The sequence below is a fragment of the Stenotrophomonas sp. STEN063 genome, from assembly GCF_056854515.1.
In genome coordinates this window covers 66,147-85,397 of the sequence record NZ_JBXFWF010000008.1, presented here as the reverse complement: position 1 = coordinate 85,397, position 19,251 = coordinate 66,147, and the positions used below count along the sequence as shown (strand labels likewise).

15 protein-coding genes and 1 pseudogene are annotated in these 19,251 nt (G+C 63.2%); 5 read left to right on the top strand and 11 right to left on the bottom strand.

Features of this window, described 5'->3' with window-relative positions; translation table 11 throughout:
- Positions 1–101: 101 nt before the first annotated feature.
- The 9 genes from AC1VWL_RS04020 to AC1VWL_RS03980 form a co-directional block, all read right to left on the bottom strand.
- Positions 102–326, bottom strand: coding sequence for a hypothetical protein (locus AC1VWL_RS04020; protein WP_482985850.1), 225 nt, complete (start codon positions 324–326; stop codon positions 102–104).
- Positions 327–333: 7 nt separating this feature from the next.
- The gene (locus tag AC1VWL_RS04015; RefSeq protein WP_482985849.1) at positions 334–1,632 is read right to left on the bottom strand and encodes an argininosuccinate lyase; all 1,299 of its coding nucleotides are present in this window, start codon (positions 1,630–1,632) and stop codon (positions 334–336) included.
- Positions 1,633–1,714: 82 nt separating this feature from the next.
- On the bottom strand, positions 1,715–2,668 hold the full coding sequence (gene argC / locus AC1VWL_RS04010) for an N-acetyl-gamma-glutamyl-phosphate reductase (RefSeq protein ID WP_482985848.1): 954 nt from the start codon (positions 2,666–2,668) through the stop codon (positions 1,715–1,717).
- Positions 2,665–3,279 carry a GNAT family N-acetyltransferase gene (locus AC1VWL_RS04005; RefSeq protein WP_482985847.1) on the bottom strand — a complete coding sequence of 205 codons (615 nt, stop codon included), beginning with the start codon at positions 3,277–3,279 and terminating at the stop codon, positions 2,665–2,667. Before AC1VWL_RS04005 ends, argC begins: the two co-directional genes overlap by 4 nt.
- Entirely contained in the window at positions 3,276–4,604 is a 1,329-nt protein-coding gene (locus tag AC1VWL_RS04000) for an acetylglutamate kinase (RefSeq protein WP_282269811.1), read from the bottom strand. Before AC1VWL_RS04000 ends, AC1VWL_RS04005 begins: the two co-directional genes overlap by 4 nt.
- 72 nt (positions 4,605–4,676) lie before the next feature.
- A complete protein-coding gene (locus tag AC1VWL_RS03995; RefSeq protein WP_482985846.1) occupies positions 4,677–5,774 on the bottom strand; it encodes an acetylornithine deacetylase in 1,098 nt (365 codons plus the stop codon).
- 159 nt (positions 5,775–5,933) lie between these two features.
- Entirely contained in the window at positions 5,934–7,124 is a 1,191-nt protein-coding gene (locus AC1VWL_RS03990; RefSeq protein WP_282269815.1) for an argininosuccinate synthase, read from the bottom strand.
- Between the two features lie 149 nt (positions 7,125–7,273).
- Positions 7,274–8,284, bottom strand: coding sequence for an N-acetylornithine carbamoyltransferase (locus AC1VWL_RS03985; protein ID WP_481533041.1), 1,011 nt, complete (start codon positions 8,282–8,284; stop codon positions 7,274–7,276).
- Between the two features lie 302 nt (positions 8,285–8,586).
- Complete coding sequence (locus AC1VWL_RS03980) at positions 8,587–9,144, bottom strand: hypothetical protein (protein WP_482985845.1); 558 nt, start codon at positions 9,142–9,144, stop codon at positions 8,587–8,589.
- A gap of 164 nt (positions 9,145–9,308) precedes the next feature.
- Here AC1VWL_RS03980 and cysS point away from each other — a divergent pair, with 164 nt between their 5' ends.
- From cysS to AC1VWL_RS03965, 3 genes are all read left to right on the top strand, one after another.
- Positions 9,309–10,676, top strand: a complete 1,368-nt coding sequence (cysS, locus tag AC1VWL_RS03975) for a cysteine--tRNA ligase (protein WP_482985844.1) — start codon at positions 9,309–9,311, stop codon at positions 10,674–10,676.
- A 206-nt stretch (positions 10,677–10,882) separates the two neighbouring features.
- Positions 10,883–11,320 carry a SufE family protein gene (locus tag AC1VWL_RS03970; protein WP_481533038.1) on the top strand — a complete coding sequence of 146 codons (438 nt, stop codon included), beginning with the start codon at positions 10,883–10,885 and terminating at the stop codon, positions 11,318–11,320.
- The gene (locus AC1VWL_RS03965) at positions 11,317–12,552 is read left to right on the top strand and encodes an MFS transporter (protein ID WP_482985843.1); all 1,236 of its coding nucleotides are present in this window, start codon (positions 11,317–11,319) and stop codon (positions 12,550–12,552) included. Before AC1VWL_RS03970 ends, AC1VWL_RS03965 begins: the two co-directional genes overlap by 4 nt.
- 65 nt (positions 12,553–12,617) lie before the next feature.
- Here AC1VWL_RS03965 and AC1VWL_RS03960 read toward each other — a convergent pair whose 3' ends face one another.
- On the bottom strand, positions 12,618–14,930 hold the full coding sequence (locus tag AC1VWL_RS03960; RefSeq protein ID WP_482985842.1) for a beta-glucosidase family protein: 2,313 nt from the start codon (positions 14,928–14,930) through the stop codon (positions 12,618–12,620).
- A gap of 235 nt (positions 14,931–15,165) precedes the next feature.
- On the opposite strand from AC1VWL_RS03960, the pseudogene AC1VWL_RS03955 reads away from it, so the two are divergent.
- Together AC1VWL_RS03955 and AC1VWL_RS03950 are read left to right on the top strand one after the other, a co-directional pair.
- A pseudogene (locus AC1VWL_RS03955) lies at positions 15,166–15,453 on the top strand (TetR/AcrR family transcriptional regulator); the annotation flags it as partial.
- 124 nt (positions 15,454–15,577) lie between these two features.
- Entirely contained in the window at positions 15,578–16,108 is a 531-nt protein-coding gene (locus tag AC1VWL_RS03950; protein WP_482985841.1) for a TetR family transcriptional regulator C-terminal domain-containing protein, read from the top strand.
- Between the two features lie 16 nt (positions 16,109–16,124).
- Here the strand turns inward: AC1VWL_RS03950 and AC1VWL_RS03945 are convergent, their stop codons facing one another.
- Positions 16,125–19,151 (bottom strand): ATP-binding protein, encoded by a 3,027-nt coding sequence (locus tag AC1VWL_RS03945; RefSeq protein ID WP_482985840.1) that lies wholly within the window; start codon positions 19,149–19,151, stop codon positions 16,125–16,127.
- Positions 19,152–19,251: the final 100 nt, after the last annotated feature.

Below are 19,251 nucleotides of genomic sequence, written 5' to 3'. Positions count from 1 at the left end.
GTTTGTTTTTTCTTTTTCATTTGATAACCCCCCGCCCGGGCCGGCGGTTGTGGGGTTGGGGTGCTGCCAAGCTTCTAGCCGAGAAAAGTCAAAAGCCGCCCTCATCCGCCCTTCGGGCACCTTCTCCCGCAGGCGGGAGAAGGGACAGCCAAAGCCAAAGCCAAAGCCAAAGCCAAAATCAAAATCAAAACCACAGCCAAAGCCAAAGCCAAAGCCAAGGCCAAGGCCAAGGCCAAGGCCAAGGCCAAAGCAACAGCAACAGCAACAGCAACAGCAACAGCAACAGCAACGCCAAAAACAATACGGGCGCCTTTCGGCGCCCGCATCAAACCATCAGCCCAGCAACGCGCTCCAGCGCGCACTGAGCTCTTCCAGTCGCAGGTCCGCGGCAGCACCGGGCGACACGCGCGCCGCCAGACTGCCTTCAGGCGTACGCCCCTGCCCCGCCGTATCCGCCGCCTCTGCTGCGGCTTTGTAAGCATCACGGAACGGCACGCCCGCCACCGCGGCTTCCACCGCAACGTCGGTCGCATACATGCCCGAATCAATCGCTGCGCGGATGTTGTCATCGCGCCAATCCAGATTCGACAGCAAGGCAGGCAGCAGTTCCAGCGCGGCCAGTCCACGACCAAAGCCGTGCACGATTGCCCCCTTGGAGTTCTGCAGGTCGCGCTGGTAACCGGATGGCAGCGACAGCAGCTGCTCGATCTCGGTACGCGCGGCAGCGATGCTGGCGTGGGTAGCGCGCATCAACTCGATCACGTCAGGGTTGCGCTTGTTCGGCATGATCGAGCTGCCAGTGGTGTACTGCGCCGGCAACGCGACGAAAGCGAACTCGCCCGTGGTGAACAGCGACAGATCCCATGCGATACGACGCAGGTCCAGCGTCGCCCCGCCCAGGGCTTCCAATGCGGCGAGCTCGAACTTGCCGCGCGAGAGCTGCGCGTAGATCGGGCTGATCTGCATGCGCGAGAAACCCAGCGCCGCCGTGGTGTGTTCGCGGTCAAGCGGCAGGTTGACGCCGTAACCGGCGGCCGTACCCAGCGGATTGGTGTCGATCAGCGCGCGGGTGTCGCGGGCACGGATGGCATTGTCGATGAAGGCCTCGGCCCAGCCGGCCCACCACATGCCAGCAGAGGAAACCACGGCGCGCTGGATATGCGTGTAACCCGGCAAGGGCTGCAGCTGTTCAGCAGCGGCGCGGTCCAGCGCGACCTTCGCAACTTCGGTGCTGATCTGCGCAACACGCTCCAGCTTGTCCTTCAGCCACAACCGGGTAGCGACCAGGATCTGGTCGTTGCGGCTGCGGCCGGTGTGGATCTTGCGGCCAGCATCGCCCAGACGCTCGGTCAGCCGCGCCTCGATGGCCGAGTGGCAATCCTCGTACTGCTCGTCCAGCACGAAGGCACCACTGCGGAAATCGTCAGCCAGGATCGCCAGCTCGCGCTTCAGTGCTGCCAACTCGTCGGCACTGAGGATGCCGATGTGCTGGAGGCCTTCGGCATGCGCGGCGCTGGCCTGGATGTCGTGCAGGAAGAACTCGCGGTCCAGGATGACATCGTCACCGGCCAGGAAGGTCTGGATCTTCGCGTCCACCGCAACGCCGGGTTTCTGCCAAAGCAAATTAGTCATGTCGATCTCTCTAAATGCAGCCATGTAGGAGCGGCATAGGCCGCGAAGCTGGCAACCTCCCAGTCGCCGCTACCCACCAGAATCAGTACGGAACCGCCATCAGCTCATCCAGCCCCAACGCCCGGTTGAGGTTCTGCAATGCCTGCGTGGCCGCACCCTTGAGCAGGTTGTCGATGGTCGCCACCACCACCACGCGCTTGTTGCCCGGCGCCATGGTGAAGCCACCAATCTGCACGCCGTGCTTGCCGGCAATGCGACTGACCCACGGCGCCTCATCCATCACTTCAACCAGCGGCTCGTTGGCGTAGCGCTGCTGGTACAGCGCCATCACTTCCTCGCGACTGCGCGGCTGCTGCAGCCACAGGTTGACGGTCATGGTGATGCCGCGGAAATGCGGCGCGACATGCGGCATGAACTCGACCGGTACGCCGAGCTGGGCCGACACCTCGCGCTCGTGCACGTGGTTGGTCAGCGCATACGGCATCAGGTTGTCACGCAGCAGTTCGGGGTTGTTCTTGTCCGACGGCGTGGTGCCGGCACCGGACCAACCGGAAACGCCGAAACAGGTCGGTGGACCGGCCAGCTGGCTCAGCAGTGGCGCGATCGCCAGCTGCATCGCGGTGGCGTAGCAGCCCGGGTTGCTGATCCGCTTCTGCCCGGCATAGCGGGCGCGGGTCAATTCCGGCAGACCGTAGTACCAACTGTTGTCAAAACGATAGTCCGCTGACAGATCAACGATCACCGTACCCGGCGCGTCTGCATCCAGCGCGGCCACAAACGGTTCGCCCTTGCCGTTGGGCAATGCCAGCACCACCGCGTCCACACCCTTGGCGGCAACCGCGTCCGGACCAAGGCTTTCGTAGCGCAACTCGCCCTTGTAGTCCTCGTTATGGTCGGCCATGCGTTGCCCATCGAGCTCGCGAGAGGACACGAAGGCCAGCTCGATACGCGGGTGTGCGGCCAGCAGGCGGATCAACTCGGCGCCGGTGTAACCACGCGCGCCAACAATGCCTACCGAGAATTTCTTGTCAGTCATGAATGCGAATCCAGAAGGAATTGCAGGTGGGCTTTCACCGCCGGCCACTCCGTGTCGATGATGGAGAACACCACGGTATCGCGGCGCGACCCATCGGCGTGACGCTTGTGGCTGCGCAGCACGCCATCCTGCTTCGCGCCGAGGCGGGCGATGGCGGTGCGCGAGGCATGGTTGAACCAGCTGGTCTCGAAGCCCACGCTGATGCAACCGAGGGTTTCGAAGGCGTGAAGCAACAACAGCAGCTTGGCTTCGGTGTTCAGCCCGCTGCGCTGCACGCGCGGGTGGTACCAGGTGTAGCCGATGTTCAGGCGTGGCACGTCGGCTTCCAGCGCGTAGAAGCGGGTGCTGCCAACCACCTCGCCGCTGGCATCGCGGACCACGAACGCCAGCACCCTGCCCTGCGACTGCGCTTCCAACGCAGCAACGACGTAGTGACCGGCGTGCTCGGGGGTCGGCACATTGGTGTACCAGCAGCGCGACAACTCGCCATCACCCAAGGCGCGCTGCAGAGCCGGCACATGCGCAAGCTGCAACGGCTCCAAGGTCACATGCCGCCCCTTCAGGATGGGCACCTGACCCCAATGTCCGGCGGCGGCCAGATCCATGCTCATCCCTGCAGGCTCGGTTTGCGCTCGCCGCAGTGCGCGACGTAGCCCTTGATGCTGTCGAAGTCATTGGCGCCGAACCAGAACACCTTCCAGTGATCGAGCTTGTAGCAGCCATCCGACTCGGAATAGTAGAAATGGTTGACCGGGTTGCCGTTGCGCGAGCGCCAGAACAGCTGCGGGGTTTCTTCCAGCATCACGTTCCACACCGCGCGGCCCAGGCCTTCGCCCTGCGCGTCATCGAGCACGGCGAACTTGTCCAGGTACACGCCCTCGGCTTCATCGGTCAGCACCACCGCAGTGCGATAGTTCTCGCTGACGTAGGCGCGCAGCAGCTTGGTTTTCTCGAAATAGTCCGGCACCAGGGTGCGGCCGAAGCTCGACTCGATCAGCGACTTCAATCGCGCGGTATCCAGCTGGTCCCACGACGTCGCCTTCAGCACCTTTTCACCACGGCGTACCAGCGTGCCGGAACCCTTGTGGGTGAACAGCTCCTTGGCCAGGTCGGCCGGGCGCGTGATCGATACCGAGGACTCTTCCGGCAAACGATCCAGCAGGTCCTTGATCTGCTCGATCTTGACCCGCATGCCGCCGTGGATCCACGGCTGCTGCATCAGCTGGTCATACTCGGTGGACAGGTTGATCGAGTCGATCAGCTTGCCTTCCTCGTCGAGCAGGCCGCCGGTACCGGTCAGGAAGATGATCTTGTACGGCTGCAGTTCCTGCACCAGCTCGTTGGCGGCAAAGTCGGCGTTGACGTTGAGGATCTGCCCGCTCGGGGTTTCGCCCAGGCTGGTGATCACCGGGATCGAGCCGGCACGCAGGCTGGCTTCGATCGGCGCCAGGTTGACCTTCTTCACTTCGCCGACCAGGCCGTAGGTGTCCACGTCCAGGTACTCGGCCTCGAACACACCACCGGTGATCGAGGTGGCGCGTGCACCGTTCTGCTGCAGCGCTTCCACCAGCTTGAGATTGGACTGCTGGAACACCTTGCGCACGATCGCCAGTGCCTCGGGCGAGGTCACGCGCAGGCCATCGACGGTCTTCTTCTCGATGCCGGCAGCGGACAGCTCGGCATCCAGCTGCGGGCCGGCGCCGTGCAGCACGATCGGGGTCAGGCCGACCTCCTGCAGGAAGGACAGCGAAGAGGTCAGCGCTTCCAGATCGTCGCGCAGCACCGCGCCACCGACCTTGACCACGGCAAAGCGCTTGGCATCAAGCTGCGAGAAGCGCTTGAGGTACTGGCTGATTTCCTTCGCGCTGGCCATGCTCGAAAGCAGGCGGACGATGGTCTGGCGGGTCTGGCGGTGCGGCTGCATGGCTGGGGACATTGCTTGTATCTACGTGGCGACCTTGAGGGTCGCGGAAAGGAGCCGGCGGCAAGCCGCCGGGCCACGAGCGGCTCAGGCGCCGCGTTGCAGGATCTGCAGCACCGATTCGGCGTAGCGCTGCAACTGCTCCAGCGTGACGAACTCATCGGCGGTGTGGGCCTGGGCGATATCGCCAGGGCCGTACACCATGGTTGTGTAGCCACCGGCCGAGAACAGCGACGCCTCGGTCCAGAAATCCACGGCATTGCCGATCGGCAGGCCCAGCTCGTCGGCGATGTCGCGCGCGGCCAGGCGACGTTCCTCGGCGCGGGCGATATCACCGGATGGCAGGCTGGGGCCACGGAAGGTTTCTTCGAAATGCGCGGCCTGCGGCTCGGCGAAGCCGGCAAAGGTACCGAGCAGCGCGTCGATATCCATCGACGGCAACGGCCGGAAGCCAAAGCGCAGCTCGGCCTCGGGCGCGATCATGTTGGCCTTGATGCCGCCTTCGACGCGGCCGATGTTGAAGCGCAGGCCGGTCAGGCCACCAAAGCGCGCATGCGCCAGCGACTCGACATGCTCCAGCGCCTTGCCGCCCCAACGCATCGCCTGGTGCAAGGCACTGGCGGACGGGTCCTGCTTGCCCGAAGCGTGGCCGGCGCGGCCCTGGAACTTCATCAGCACCGAGCTGATGCCACGGTGCGCGAGCACCGCTTCACTCATGGTCGGCTCGGCGACGATCACCGCTTCATAGGCGATGCCACGCGCCAGGAAGGCAGCGATGCAACGCGGATCATTGGCTTCTTCATCACTGGAGAACAGGAAGGCAGCATCGCCATCGCTCAGGTTGGCGGCGGCCACCAGCGCTGCGGCGGCGCCCTTGATGTCGCAGACGCCGAGGCCGACCACGCGGTCGTCCAAGCGACGCATCACATGCGGATCGGCCGACCAGTGCGGAGAATCCGGCACGGTGTCCAGATGCACGTTGAACAGGTATTTCGGCGTGCCACGCACCGCGTAGAAGCTGACCGCACCGGCACCGTGGTCGATCACCTCGACATTGAAGCCCGGCAGGTTGTCGCGCAGGTAATCAAAGATGCCACCGGTGGTGATGGCACGCGGCGGATTGCGGGTGTCGTAGGACACCAGCTTTTCCAGGTGATCGAGGGTGGATTGGAGCAGCTTGGTCATGGTTTCAGTTCATGGCGGAGGCGGACGAAGCTCCCTTCTCCCTGCGGGAGAAGGTGCCCCAAAGGGGCGGATGAGGGTAAGGCTGCGCCGCCGTTGCATGCAGCCGCGCCCCTTCCCTCACCCCAACCCCTCTCCCGGTGGGAGAGGGGCTTTGTGCGCTTAGCGATTCACCTGCGCGTACAGCGTCGAGCTCATGCCGAACAGCTTGATGAAGCCTTCAGCTTCTTCCACGCCCCAATCGGCCGACTGCGCATAGGTTGCGCCCTTGGCGTTGAGGATGTGTTCCGAACGCACCGCCACCGCATCAACGCGGCCGCCGCGGGTTTCCAGCACCACCTCGCCGGTGACCTTGGCCTGCGAGGCCTTCAGGAAGGCTTCGATGTCGGTCTTGAGCGGGTCGTGGTAGAAGCCTTCGTACACCAGCTCCACCCACTTGCGCGCGACTTCGGGCTTGAAGCGGTTCTGCTGCTTGGTCAGCACGGTGTCTTCCAGCGCGCGGTGCGCCGCCAACAGCGAGACCAGGCCCGGGGCTTCGAACACGATGCGGCCCTTCAGGCCGATCACGGTGTCGCCGGTGTAAACACCACGGCCGACGCCGTACTGCGCGAACAGCTTGTTGAGCTTGGCCAGGATCTGCTCACCCGGCAGTTCCTTGCCGTCCAGCGCAACCGCTTCGCCTTCGACGAACTTCAGGGTCACGGTCAGTGGCTCGATCGGCCAGGCGCTGCGCGGTGCGCACCAGCCACGGGCGCCTTCGCCCGGGGCTTCCCACTTGTCGATCTCGCCACCGGACATGGTCAGGCCCAGCAGGTTCTCGTTGATGGTGTAGGCCTGCTGCTTGGCGCGCACGCCGAAGCCACGCGCTTCCAGGTACTTCTGCTCGTAGGCGCGGGTCTGGGTGTGTTCCTTCTGGATTTCACGGATCGGCGCGACGATCTGGTAGTCGCCCAGCGCCTTCACTGCCAGGTCGAAACGCACCTGGTCGTTGCCCATGCCGGTGCAGCCGTGGGCGATGATGTTGGTGCCCAGCTCGGCGGCGCGCTTGAGCGCGGCATCGACGATCAGGTAACGGTCGGAGACCAGCAGCGGGTACTGGCCCTGATAGCCCTCGCCTGCCCACACGAACGGCTTGACGAAACCATTCCAGATGGCCGGGCCGCCATCGACGGTGACGTGGCTGGTGACGCCCAGCTCGGCCGCACGCTTTTCGATGAAGTCACGTTCGTCGGCATCCACGCCGCCGGTGTCGGCGAACACGGTGTGCACGTTGTAACCGCGCTCCTGCAGGTAAGGCACGCAGAAGCTGGTGTCGAGGCCGCCGGAGAAGGCGAGGACGATGTCTTTGCTCATGGGGAAGGAATCTCTGCTTTTGATCTTTGAGCCCCTCTCCCTCCGGGGGAGGGGTTGGGGAGGGGGTTGGCGTATATGAGGATGCATCTGGAGTGAGGAGCTTTACCCTCACCCCAACCCCTCTCCCGGAGGGAGAGGGGCTTCGAGCATTACTTGCCGATCACTGCCGCCATGATCGCCTTCTGCACGTGCAGGCGATTCTCGGCTTCGTTGATTGCAATACATTGCGGCGAATCCATCACGCCGTCGGTGGCCTTGACGTTGCGGCGCAGCGGCAGGCAGTGGCTGAACACGCCATTGTTGGTCAGCGCCATCTTGGCTTCATCGACGATGAAGTGCTTGTACTGGTCGCGGATCGGCTTTTCCGGCTCCCAGTTGCCGAAGAACGGCAGCGCGCCCCAGCTCTTGGCGTAGACCACGTCGGCGCCGGCATACGCACTCTGGATGTCGTGGCTGACCTGCAGCGAACCACCGCTTTCGGCCACGTTCTGCTCGGCCCAGCCCATGTAGCGCTCGTCCAGGATGTAGTCCGGGGTCGGGCACAGCAGGGTCACGTCCATGCCCATGCGGGTGGCAATGGTCAGCGCCGAGTTGGCCACGGCGGTGTTCAGCGGCTTGGGATGGTAGGTCCAGGTCAGCACGTACTTCTTGCCACGCAGGTCGCTGGTGCCGAAGTGCTCCTGCAGCGCCAGGATGTGCGCCAGCTCCTGGCACGGATGGGTGATGGTCTCCATGTTGATGACCGGCACCGGCGAGTACTTGGCGAAGCTCTTGAGCACCTGGTCCTCGCGGTCCTTGCTCCAGTCCACGAACTTCGGGAACGCGCGCACGCCGATCAGGTCGACGTAACGGCCCAGCACCTTGGCCACTTCGGCAATGTGCTCTTCGGTATCGCCGTCCATCACCGTGCCGAGGTTGAACTCGATCGGCCATGCGTCCTTGCCCGGCTGCAGCACCACCGCGTGGCCGCCCAGCTGGAACGCGCCCAGCTCGAAGCTGGTGCGGGTGCGCATGGACGGGTTGAAGAACACCAGGGCGATCGACTTGCCCTTCAGGTCATCACCCAGCTTGTTCTGCTTGAACAACGACGCTTGGGTAAGCAGCGCGTCGAGCTCGGCGCGGCTCCAGTCCTGGGTGTTCAAAAAGTGCTTCAGAGACATCGATCCATCCTTTATTGCGGAGATCCACCGTCGCCGGTGGGCGGATGCGCATGCGCGCGGCTCATTGCGTTTGAAACTTTTGCCGAACCAGAAACGAAAAAACCCAGCCTGGGCTGGGTTTTCCGAACAGACAGCACGAAGCTCCGGTCACCCAGCGAATATGTGGGATTCCGGTCGGCGGGCACGCGAGGTCATGCCGGTGGCCATCCGGGCGGTGCTGGTTTCGTGCTGGAAGCTGGTTGCTTTCATCGTCGCGCATACTCGCACGCGGGTCAGGCCGGCGCAAGTGTCGCGGTGCAACATCACGGAACGCTGTTCGCGGCCGGCGGCGCCTGGCCGATATCCGGGGTGATCGACACCCGCAGCTTGAGCCGGTTACCGGGGTCCTCCGGCAGCCGTGAGCGGAATTTGATGCCCTTGTAGACGTAATCCACGTCGTAGGCGATGGGCCGGCGGAATTCACGCCCAACCTCGACGATCTTGCACTCCGGGGTCAGCAGCGCGGGAGAACCGCCTGAACCCTGTGGGGCAAGCGTCATCTCCTCTTCCCGGGCCTGCCCTTCGTGCTGGCTGAAAATGCCACGCACCGAGTCCCAGAAGCGGCGGAAACCGCCTTTGTCCTCCTCACCCTTCACCTGCACCGGCGCCAGCGTGCGGGTCGACACCGGCTCGCAATGCTCCTCGGTACGACTTGCGCGCAGGGTCTGGAAGACCGGCTCGACATTGAGCACCTGCGCGTAGTCGTAGCGCACGTTTTCCACGATCACCACGCGATTGCGCTGCTCCGGCTCCTGCGCGAACGCGGGCACGGCGGCACCAGCCAACAGGCAGATCGTCGACAGCAATGGAGCAGGTTTCATCAAGATATCGGCAGGAACAGGGCGCGGGTGACGGGTACTAGTGTAGGCAGCACAGCTGCCCCGGGCCTGAACATTACCCATCCGTACGCGTATTGCCCAGCCCGGGGATGCCCGACCCGGCCCGGACCGCTAGAATTGGCGGGTTCGTTTACCCCCGGATTGCCATGACCCTGCGCCTGCACAACAACCTGACGCGGCAGCTGGAGCCGTTTGCTCCGCTCGACCCCGCCGCCCCCACCATGTATGTGTGCGGCCCCACGGTCTACAACTATGTACATATCGGCAATGCGCGCGGCCCGGTGGTGTTCGGGGTGCTGGCCGACCTGCTGCGTCGCCGGTACGGAAAACTGCGCTACGCCCGCAACATCACCGACGTTGACGACAAGATCAATGCCGCGGCCAAGGATCAGGGGGTGCCGATCTCGGCCATCACCGACCGTTTTGCCGCCGCCTACCGCGAGGACATGGCCGCGCTGGGCGTGGTGCCGCCGGAGATCGAGCCGGAGGCCACCGCGCACATGCCGCAGATCATCGCCATGATCGAGCAGCTGATCAGCACCGGCCACGCCTATGCCGCCGAGGGCCATGTGCTGTTCTCGGTCAGCAGCTTCGCCGACTACGGCAAGCTCTCGCGCCGCGACCCGGAGGAAATGCTGGCTGGCGCGCGCGTCGAGGTAGCCCCCTACAAGCGTGACGCCGGCGACTTCGTGCTGTGGAAGCCCTCCAGCGACGACCTGCCGGGCTGGGACTCGCCCTGGGGCCGTGGCCGTCCGGGCTGGCATATCGAGTGCTCGGCGATGGCCGCGGCGCACCTGGGCCCGACCATCGATATCCACGCCGGCGGCGTCGACCTGCAGTTCCCGCACCACGAGAACGAGATCGCGCAAAGCGTCTGCGCCCACGGCGGACAGACCTTCGCCCGCTTCTGGCTGCACAACGGCATGCTCAACTTCGGCGGCACCAAGATGAGCAAGTCGATCGGCAACATCGAGCGGGTGCACGACCTGGTGCGCCAGCACCCGCCGGAAGCGCTGCGCTATGCGCTGCTGTCGGCGCATTACCGGCAGCCGTTGGAGTGGTCCGATGCGCTGATCGAGCAGTCGGTGCGCACGCTGGACCGTTTGTACGGCACCTTGCGTGACCTGGTTGATGTCAGCATTGAGGGCGCTATTCCAGCCGGCGTCGAGGCGGCGCTGGACGACGACCTCAACACACCGTTGGCACTGGCCGAAGTGGCCCGTATCGCCAGCGAAGCGCGCAAGGCCGAGTCCAGCGAAGAGAAGTCGCGCCTGAAGCGTGAGCTGCTCGGCGCAGGCCTCGCTCTTGGCCTGCTGCAGCAGGCGCCGGCCGAATGGTTCGGGCGTGGTGCCGAAGCCGGCGACGATGCACGTATCCAGGCCTTGATCGACGAACGCATCGCCGCCAAGCAGGCACGCGATTTCGGCCGTGCCGATGCCATCCGCGACCAGCTGGCTGCGGAGAACATCGTGCTGGAAGACACGCCGCAGGGTGTGCGCTGGAAGCGGGGTTGACGCCTCCTTTCGCCGCACCCTCACCCCAACCCATCTCCCGGAGGGAGAGGGGCTAAAGCGAAAGCTGCAATCGCACACATGGCGTCGGCTCGCGGCGCACTGAGCCCCTCTCCCACCGGGAGAGGGGTTGGGGTGAGGGCAACAACGCCCCGACCCACTCCAAAGCCCCTCGCCGCCAACGCGACCGGCCAAGCACAGGACCAACGATGATCAACTCCCCCTTCCCGCTCGAACCCAGCCCCGCCGAAGCCCAGGCCGCCATTGCCGAGGAGTTTTCCTTCTTCGGTGACTGGTCCGAGCGCTACCAGTACCTGATCGACCTCGGTCGCAAGCTGCCCGCCTTCCCGGAGGAATGGAAGACCGAAGAACACCGCCTGCTCGGCTGCCAGTCCATGGTCTGGATCGTCCCCGAAGGCGATGCCGACAAGCTGGTGTTCCATGCGATCAGCGACTCGGCCATTGTCTCGGGCCTGATCTACCTGGCGCTGCGCGTGTACTCGGGCCGCTCGGCCACTGAGATCCTCGCCACCGATCCGGACTATGTATCCGCCATTGGCCTCGCCAAGCACCTGTCGCCGACCCGCAGCAACGGCCTTGCCGCGATGCTGGCCTTCATCCGCGATACCGCCCAAGCCAAGCAGTGAACAACACCGGTTCCATCTCCGAGTTGTTGCGCCAGCCCGGCTACGTCCAGCTGCTGCTGTACCGCATCGCTGGCATGCTGTCCTACCAGATCGTCGCGGTCACGGTCGGCTGGCATATCTATGAAGTCACTCGCAATCCATTCTCGCTGGGCCTGATCGGCCTCGCCGAGGTACTGCCCTACTTCTGCGTGGCACCGTTCGCCGGCTACCTGGTCGATCACCTGCCACGCCGCAAGCTGGGCATGACCGCCTGCCTCGGGCTGATCGCCACCGCCTTGATGCTGGTCGCCGTGGCTACCGGCTGGTTGCCGGTCAAAGGCGTGTGGCCGATCTATCTGGCGGTGGCCTTGACCGGCATGGTCCGCGCCTTCCTGTCGCCGGTCTACAACGCATTGTTCGCGCGGGTGCTCAAGCGTGAGCAGTTTGCGCGTGGTGCCGGTTTCGGCACGGTGGTGTTCCAGATGGGCATGGTCATTGGCCCTGCGCTGGGCGGCGTACTGGTCGCCGTTGGCGGCAAGGGCCTGTCCTATGGCGTGGCGGCGACGATGGCAGTGCTGGCGCTGGTTGCACTGGCCTCGCTCAAGGTCAGCGAGCCGGCACCGCCGCAGACCCGTGCACCGATCTTCACCAGCATCGCCGAGGGCGCACGATTCGTGCTGTCCAACCAGATCATGCTTGGCGCGATGGCGCTGGACATGTTCTCGGTGCTGCTGGGCGGCGTGGTGGCGATGCTGCCGGCCTTCATCCAGGACATCCTGCACTACGGCCCGGAAGGCCTGGGCATCCTGCGCGCGGCACCGGCACTGGGCTCGATCGCGGTCGGCCTGTGGCTGGCCCGCCATCCCCTGCGGCGCAATGCTGGCCGTGTACTGCTGTTTGCAGTGGCGGGTTTCGGCCTGTGCGTGATTGCCTTCGGCCTGTCCAGGAGCTTCTGGCTGTCGGCGGCGATCCTTGTGTTCTACGGTGCCTGCGACGGCGTGTCGGTGGTGGTGCGCTCGACCATCATGCAGCTGGTGACCCCGGATGAAATGCGCGGCCGGGTGTCGTCGATCAACGGCATCTTCATCAGCTCGTCCAACGAGCTGGGCGCGTTCTACGGCGGCAGCATGGCGCGTCTGCTGGGCCTGGTGACAGCCGTGGTGATCGGCGGTTGCGCGGTGCTCGGCGTGGCCGCGGTCACCGCATGGAAAGCGCCGCAGCTGCGCAAACTGGACAACCTGCAGGATCTCTAGCCAGATCGACGCCGGGGCAAGCAGCACACCTGCCCCGGCGCATCCCTCTCAAGCAGAAGCACGCATCAGGGTGCGTAGTCGCTGGCCTGGGCTTTCTCGAAGGCCTGCTGCGCACGGATATCACGCGATGACGCGCCTACACGCAGATTGTAGGTACCCGCGTCCGCCACCCAGCGGCCGCGGCCTGTGTCGAACGAGGCCAGATCCCTGCCTTCGATCTCGAACTGCAGCACCTGCGACTGACCCGGTTGCAGCACGCCCGTTTTTCCGAATGCGCGCAACTCCTGACTCGGCTTCTCAAACACGCCCTGCGGCGCGCTGACATAAACCTGTGCGACTTCGCTGCCCGCCACCTTGCCGGTGTTGGTGACTTTCACACTGGCCCGCACCGTTCCGGTGCCACTGACATCCACTTTCAGGTCGGTATAGCCGAACGTGGTGTAAGACAGGCCGAAACCAAATGGATAGGCCACCTCCACCTTGCGCGTATCAAAGTGGCGATAGCCCACCCAGATACCGTCGGTGTACTCCACCTCGGCAGCACGCGCGACGTGACCGAAGATCGAGTTCGCGTTTGGATCCGGGCCCAACAATTCCTTGCCTGGAAAACCTTTGCTGGCCGGATAGTCATCCAGTTCCATCGCAAACGTATCGACAAGTTTGCCCGACGGGTTCACCGCGCCGGACAGCACATCAGCAATGGCATTGCCTGCCTCCTGGCCGGGCTGCCACGCCAACAGGATGGCATCGGCGAAGTGGCTCCAGCTGGCTGTCTCGATCACACCACCGATGTTGAGCACCACCACCAGCTTCTTGCCTTGCGCATGGAATGCCCTGGAAGTGCGTTCCAGCAGTGCGTATTCGACAGCGGTCAGTTTGAAATCACCTTCAGCCTTGCGATCAATGAACTCGCCCGAGCCACGGCCGATGGTCACCACAGCCACATCCTGCTGCCGCGCCAGTGCCTGCAACTCGTCATCACTCACGCCCTTTTCTGCGATACGTGGCTTGCTCAGGTACCACTCGGTCTTCGGAAGCTTCGACACCTCTTCATCGATGTAACGCGTGTAGTCCTGCTCCAGCCCACCTGCATTGCTGAAGCCTGCGTTTTCCAATCCACGGGCAAGCGTGATGGCATATGCCTCGTTGACGTCACCGCTGCCGGTCCCGCCGATGTTCACTTCGTAGCTGCCGTGGCCAAGCAAAGCCAGCCGGGCTTTGCTGGCAAGCGGCAGCGCCGCCGCGTTGTTCTTCAGCAACACCATGCCTTGCGTGGCCGCATTCCGGGAAATCGCTGCGTTGGCCGGTAAATCCGGCTGGTCCGAGCGTGGCAGCTGTTTGAAGGCACGACTGCGCAACACCAACTCCAGCACGCGCTGCACATTGCGATCCAGCACCGCCTCGTCCAGCGCACCGCTGCTCACCGCGGCCAGGATCGCGGCACGCTGCTTGCCCGTACCTGGCATCAGCATCTCGTTGCCGGCCTGCATCTGCGCGACCGCATTCGAGCCACCGAACCAATCGGTCATCACCACCCCCTGGTAACCCCATTGGGCGCGCAACACATCCGTCAGCAGCCATTTGCTCTCCGAGGTGTAGCTGCCATTGAGCTTGTTGTAGCTGGTCATCACCGTCCATGGCTGGCCTTTGCGTATTGAGATCTCGAAACCCTTCAGGTAGATCTCACGCAACGACCGCTCATCTACTTTTGCATTGATGGTGTTGCGGTTCCATTCGTGGTTGTTGACGGCGAAGTGCTTGAGGGATGCGCCGACACCGCGAACCTGCAACCCACTCACCAGCGCTGCCGCCATTTCGCCGCTGACCACCGGATCTTCGGAGTAGTACTCGAAATTTCGCCCGCCCAACGGATAGCGATGGATGTTCTGCGCCGGTGTCAGCATCACGTCGATGCCATAGGCAGCAGCCTCATCGCCGATGGCGGCACCTACCTTGCGCACCAGAGCAAGGTCCCAGGAACTGGCCAGGGCGCTGCCAATCGGGAATGCGGTGGCATGGAAGGTTCTGCCCGGGGCATCCTTTCGGGCAGGTTCGATACGCACCCCCGCCGGACCATCAGCCAACACCAGCGAAGGAATGCCAAGCCGTGGTACCGCCACGGTTGCGCCCGCAGCACCGGGCACCTTGTCCTCCATCGCACCCACTACCGGGGCCTGCATGTCCTCGGACAGACCAGGAATATTCATGCCCTGCCCAGTCGCCAGCTCGACCTTCTCCTGCAGGGTCAATGCCGCTATCACCTGCGCCATTGGTGCTTTGCCCAATTGCGGGAGCTCCGTGGCCTGCGCCGCGTTCATCACCAAGGCCGTTATCACGGTGCTGATCAACAGCGGCGTGAATCCAGGATTTTTCTGCATTGTTGCCATTCCACGTGCTCCGGTTCTCACCTGGCTCTTTGCGCCAGGTGCTGCGTTTTGGAAGTGAAGCGCCCACAAACAGGCAGCGCACAATCATTCAGGTGAAACTGCAGGCAACACTCCACCGCCAACGCCGTCTTGGCGCTGCCTGCCCTGTTGCGGTACGAAAGTCCTACCAGCGAAGCTGCCGAGGACGAGGCAGTAAACCTAGCTGCAAGTACGCTTGTCAAAAACTGTGATAGGGGTACAGTTTCCTGGCAGATGGCGCGAGCGGACGGCATCACTACACCGGGCGCTGTTCCGCAATCGGGCCGAACGTTGCCACGCGCCATACCGACCTTGCCCATCACCTGCACGCCGATGCTCGCCCAAGGGCGACAAGCGGCATCAACAGATTCTCTATGCCGCAACGCGCGTGTTCGCCCGCGATGGCTACAGCAATGCATCCATTGCCGAGGTCGCAAGCAATGTCGGCCTGACCCTGCCCGGCCTATTGCATTACTTTCCCTGCAAGACCGACATGCTGTTGGCGGTTCTGGAGGTCCGCGATCAACGCAGTCCGCGCCTGCCGGACTATCCGCAGGACTACACGCTTGAGGACGCAGCCCGCAGGACCACCGCTTCCGTGGTCGCAGGTGGCGGATCAATTGCGTCTGGTCAATCGCGCCAATGCCGAGATACCCGGCGTGATCCGCGCATTCTCGCTGCTCAGCGCCGAGAGCCTTGGCGAGGATCATCCTGCACAGGGTTGGTTCCACCAGCGCTCAGGACTGATGCTCCAACACATCGCGCACAGCCTGCGCCACGGTCAGGAATCCGGAGAGATAGATCCCACCATCGATCCGGACCAGATCGCAGCCGAACTCATCGCGATGATGGATGGTTTGCAATTGCTATGGCTGCGCCCCCCGACAAGGTCCAGCTCGTCAGGTACTTCGAGGACTACCTTCACCGACTGGGGCAAGCATTGGCATCGCGTTGATGCGACAGCTGCGAATCCAACGTGGGCAATGCCCAACACGCACACCAGAACGCGTCGGGAGATACCGCGCCCAGCAGCAAGCCGATGTCACGAATTGCTGGTTGCATCTCCAACCCGGCAAGCAAAAGCGCGCTTGTTGCAAGCAAAATCGACGAGAACGACTGCACACGCCACCCACCCAGCAGGGAAAGCATGAACACCGACGAGGCTGCTCATGATGAGGGTGAGCGCTGCCTGAGCACAGCATGGGAACTGGCATCCAGTGCTTCGATGCCTGCAGCGAGCGAACTGAAGTCACCTTGGCCAAGAAGCCGCTCAAGATCCCCGCAGGCATCAGCAACCTCTGTCGCATGAATCATCGCAAATGCGCCACGGATCGAGTGCAGCTCCGCGCCAATCCGCGCCCGGCCGGTGTTGGTCATCGCCGCAGCCGCGGTGAAAGCCGCCAACTCGTCATGCAAGCTGTGCAGCGAATCGTCCAGCGAATCGAGCAGCGCCTGATGCACTTCCACAGGCAGGGGACCTTTCATCAAGCCGCCCTCCTTCCTAGCTTCAAGTGACGACTGCCTGCCATGCAGGTGCCGCCGAATCATCTTGTCCAGCGCGTCCAGCAGAATAGGCTTGGTAGCGACCTCATCGATGCCGATGTCCTTGCAGCGCTGGCGATCGCGTTCGGAGGCATGCGCGGTGATCGCAATTATCGGGATGCCAGCACCCTGTTCCCGCAATTTGCGCGCCAATGTATAGCCGTCCATGCCCGGCATGTTGAGGTCCGTCATCACCAGGTCGTACTCCCGTTCAGCGAGCAGGATGAGTGCCTCATGACCATCCCCTGCCTGATCCGACACATGGCCCAATGTCTGCAACTGAAGGCGTATCAGCTGCCGGTTGGCCGGATGGTCATCAACCACCAACATCCGCAAGCCCGATGATGCAACGGCCTCGGATGGCTTGGCCGCGGCAGCGGCTTCGAGCTGCACGGGAGCGTCCTCACTCGCCGGCAGAGGCAGGGTAACCAGGAACGTGCTACCGGCACCGGCCTCGCTGTGCACGCTGATCGTCCCGTTCATCAGGTCGGCCAGACGACGGCACAGCGCCAAGCCCAGGCCGCTACCACCATAACGACGGGTGATGGTTGAGTCTGCCTGGCTGAAGGTCTGGAACAGCGACTTCTGCTGTTCCGGAGTCATGCCTATGCCGGTATCACTGACGCCGATAACAATATCCGAATCCCGTCGATGCTCGTCCCGCAGATAGATCTCCAGCAACACGTCACCTTGTTCCGTGAACTTGATGGCATTGCCGAGCAGGTTATAGATGATCTGCCGAATGCGGATGGGATCGCCGATATACGCCGCCGCAAGTGAATCATCCATGCTCAGGTCCAGCTGCAGCCCTTTAGCGTGTGCAGATGGCAGAAAGAACTCAACTGCCTGTTGTGCCAGCGCTTTCATATCGAAACTGATCGCCTCGATACTCATCTGGCCGGATTCGACTTTCGAGAAGTCCAGAATGTCGTTGATGACGCCCAGCAAGGTCGAAGACGATGACGCCACGATTCGCAGCTGCTGCAGCTGATCTTCCGAAAGCGGCGTGCGCTCCAGCAACTCGAGGTTCCCAAGAATGGTATTGAGCGGCGTCCGTATCTCATGGCTCATCGTCGCCAGAAATGCGGACTTCGCATGGCTGGCATCCTCGGCCAACTGGCGGGCTTGCTCCAGCTCGTGCTGGGTTTTCTTGCGCAGGGTGATGTCCTTGAAGTTGCACAGAAGGACATCCAGACCCAGGTACTTGGTACGCACACTGCTGACCAATAGATCGCAGCTGGACCCATCTTCCAAGGCAAGCTCGAACTCCCGCTCACTTTGACCACCACCCGTGACACTGTTGAACAGCGCAAGAAAGCGGCTATGCAAGGGCGGATCGCCTCGCCGCGCGGCTTCCGCATAATCAAGCATCGTGGCGTTCTGCAACAGGACCTGACCACTGGACACGGAAAGCAGTGCCAAGCCAAAGGGCGCGGTGGTCACAATCGTTCGATTGAGATCCTCACTCTCGATGATGCGCTGTGAGCGCGCGAAGCCTGGCTTGAACACCTTCCGGTCAATGAGCAGCAGCACCGTCCATACAAAACCAATCATCAACAGCATTGCACCGATGTAGCTGACCAGGCGAGGCCACAATGCCGCCATGACCGTGCGCCATGAGAAGGCATGCAACAACCTCCAGCCCGAACTGGATATTTCGTCACTGACGATGAAGTAGCCGTCGCGATAGCTCAGCCTCTGCAACGCCTCGTGCGGAACGCCACTCGAAATACGCAGCACGTCAGCCGTGGTGCCCTCCTTTGCCGAGCCGAGCAGAAGCTCCCCTGTTGGGCCGACAATGAGCGATGCCTCGTTCGGATCCTCGCCAGCCAGCAACGGTGCCAGCATCTGGGTCGGATAGGATGCCACGAACACGGCAAAAAGCTTGCCTTCCGACGCCGCGCCCTGCACGAGCCGTATCGAGGAGATGCCGGTCAGTGGATCCGGCTCAGGTGGCAACCACAGGGGGACCTTGGTATCGAGCAGGCGAGCTTGGGCCGCCGGCGTGCCCAGATCCCCAAGGTCCGGCACGATGCGCTCAAGCAGACTGGCAGCGCTCGCCTCCTTCATCTGCTGCGCTACCGCACCGTCAGGTAGCGGCCCCAGGACGATGAAGCGCCGATCGGGACTGAAGAGGTAGCCCGCTGCTGCCAGCTCCTGGGAATACGCACCCGACTGGTAGCTCACATCGTCCGCCATCCGCAGGTAGGCGCCGAAACGCTCAGCCGGGTAATCCAGGCTGATGTCGCCGATGACAAGTGCAGGCGGGAGGCTGCTGTTCCGTTGCAGGACCATCCGTCCGTTCGCATCGGCGAAGCGCTTCATCAGCGAGGGATCCGGCTCCTGCCGCATCGACCACACGTACTCCTCCTGCCGCACACCGATACGGAGTGACGCTTCACGTACCGCAAACATCGCCCGCAACGTTGTCCTGCGCAGTACGTATTCGGTATGGCGACCGGCGACATAGTCCTTTACCTGCGATTGCACCATCACCACGGTGACGGCAATCAGTACCAATGAAGTCACCAGCCCGCCAACGTATAGCAGCAACCGCTGATGTCGGCTCAGGAGGCTGAGCGGGCTGCCGTCCGAGGACGCCCCGCTCTCTGTGCCGGAAACCTGCGAAGGGCCAACTGATTGCGCTGCCATCTGTCCATGCCTTGGCCGGAAGTTGCCCCATCATAGATTCCCGCAGCGACATTCTGACGATCCGCAGCGGGCAAGCAGGCGGGATGCGTCAGTCAAATAC

Coding starts and splice junctions, on each gene's coding strand:
- AC1VWL_RS04020 (WP_482985850.1), bottom strand. CDS start 326: ATGCGGGCGCCGAAAGGCGCCCGTATTGTTTTTGGCGTTGCTGTTGCT.
- AC1VWL_RS04015 (WP_482985849.1), bottom strand. CDS start 1,632: ATGACTAATTTGCTTTGGCAGAAACCCGGCGTTGCGGTGGACGCGAAG.
- argC (WP_482985848.1), bottom strand. CDS start 2,668: ATGACTGACAAGAAATTCTCGGTAGGCATTGTTGGCGCGCGTGGTTAC.
- AC1VWL_RS04005 (WP_482985847.1), bottom strand. CDS start 3,279: ATGAGCATGGATCTGGCCGCCGCCGGACATTGGGGTCAGGTGCCCATC.
- AC1VWL_RS04000 (WP_282269811.1), bottom strand. CDS start 4,604: ATGTCCCCAGCCATGCAGCCGCACCGCCAGACCCGCCAGACCATCGTC.
- AC1VWL_RS03995 (WP_482985846.1), bottom strand. CDS start 5,774: ATGACCAAGCTGCTCCAATCCACCCTCGATCACCTGGAAAAGCTGGTG.
- AC1VWL_RS03990 (WP_282269815.1), bottom strand. CDS start 7,124: ATGAGCAAAGACATCGTCCTCGCCTTCTCCGGCGGCCTCGACACCAGC.
- AC1VWL_RS03985 (WP_481533041.1), bottom strand. CDS start 8,284: ATGTCTCTGAAGCACTTTTTGAACACCCAGGACTGGAGCCGCGCCGAG.
- AC1VWL_RS03980 (WP_482985845.1), bottom strand. CDS start 9,144: ATGAAACCTGCTCCATTGCTGTCGACGATCTGCCTGTTGGCTGGTGCC.
- cysS (WP_482985844.1), top strand. CDS start 9,309: ATGACCCTGCGCCTGCACAACAACCTGACGCGGCAGCTGGAGCCGTTT.
- AC1VWL_RS03970 (WP_481533038.1), top strand. CDS start 10,883: ATGATCAACTCCCCCTTCCCGCTCGAACCCAGCCCCGCCGAAGCCCAG.
- AC1VWL_RS03960 (WP_482985842.1), bottom strand. CDS start 14,930: ATGCAGAAAAATCCTGGATTCACGCCGCTGTTGATCAGCACCGTGATA.
- AC1VWL_RS03945 (WP_482985840.1), bottom strand. CDS start 19,151: ATGGCAGCGCAATCAGTTGGCCCTTCGCAGGTTTCCGGCACAGAGAGC.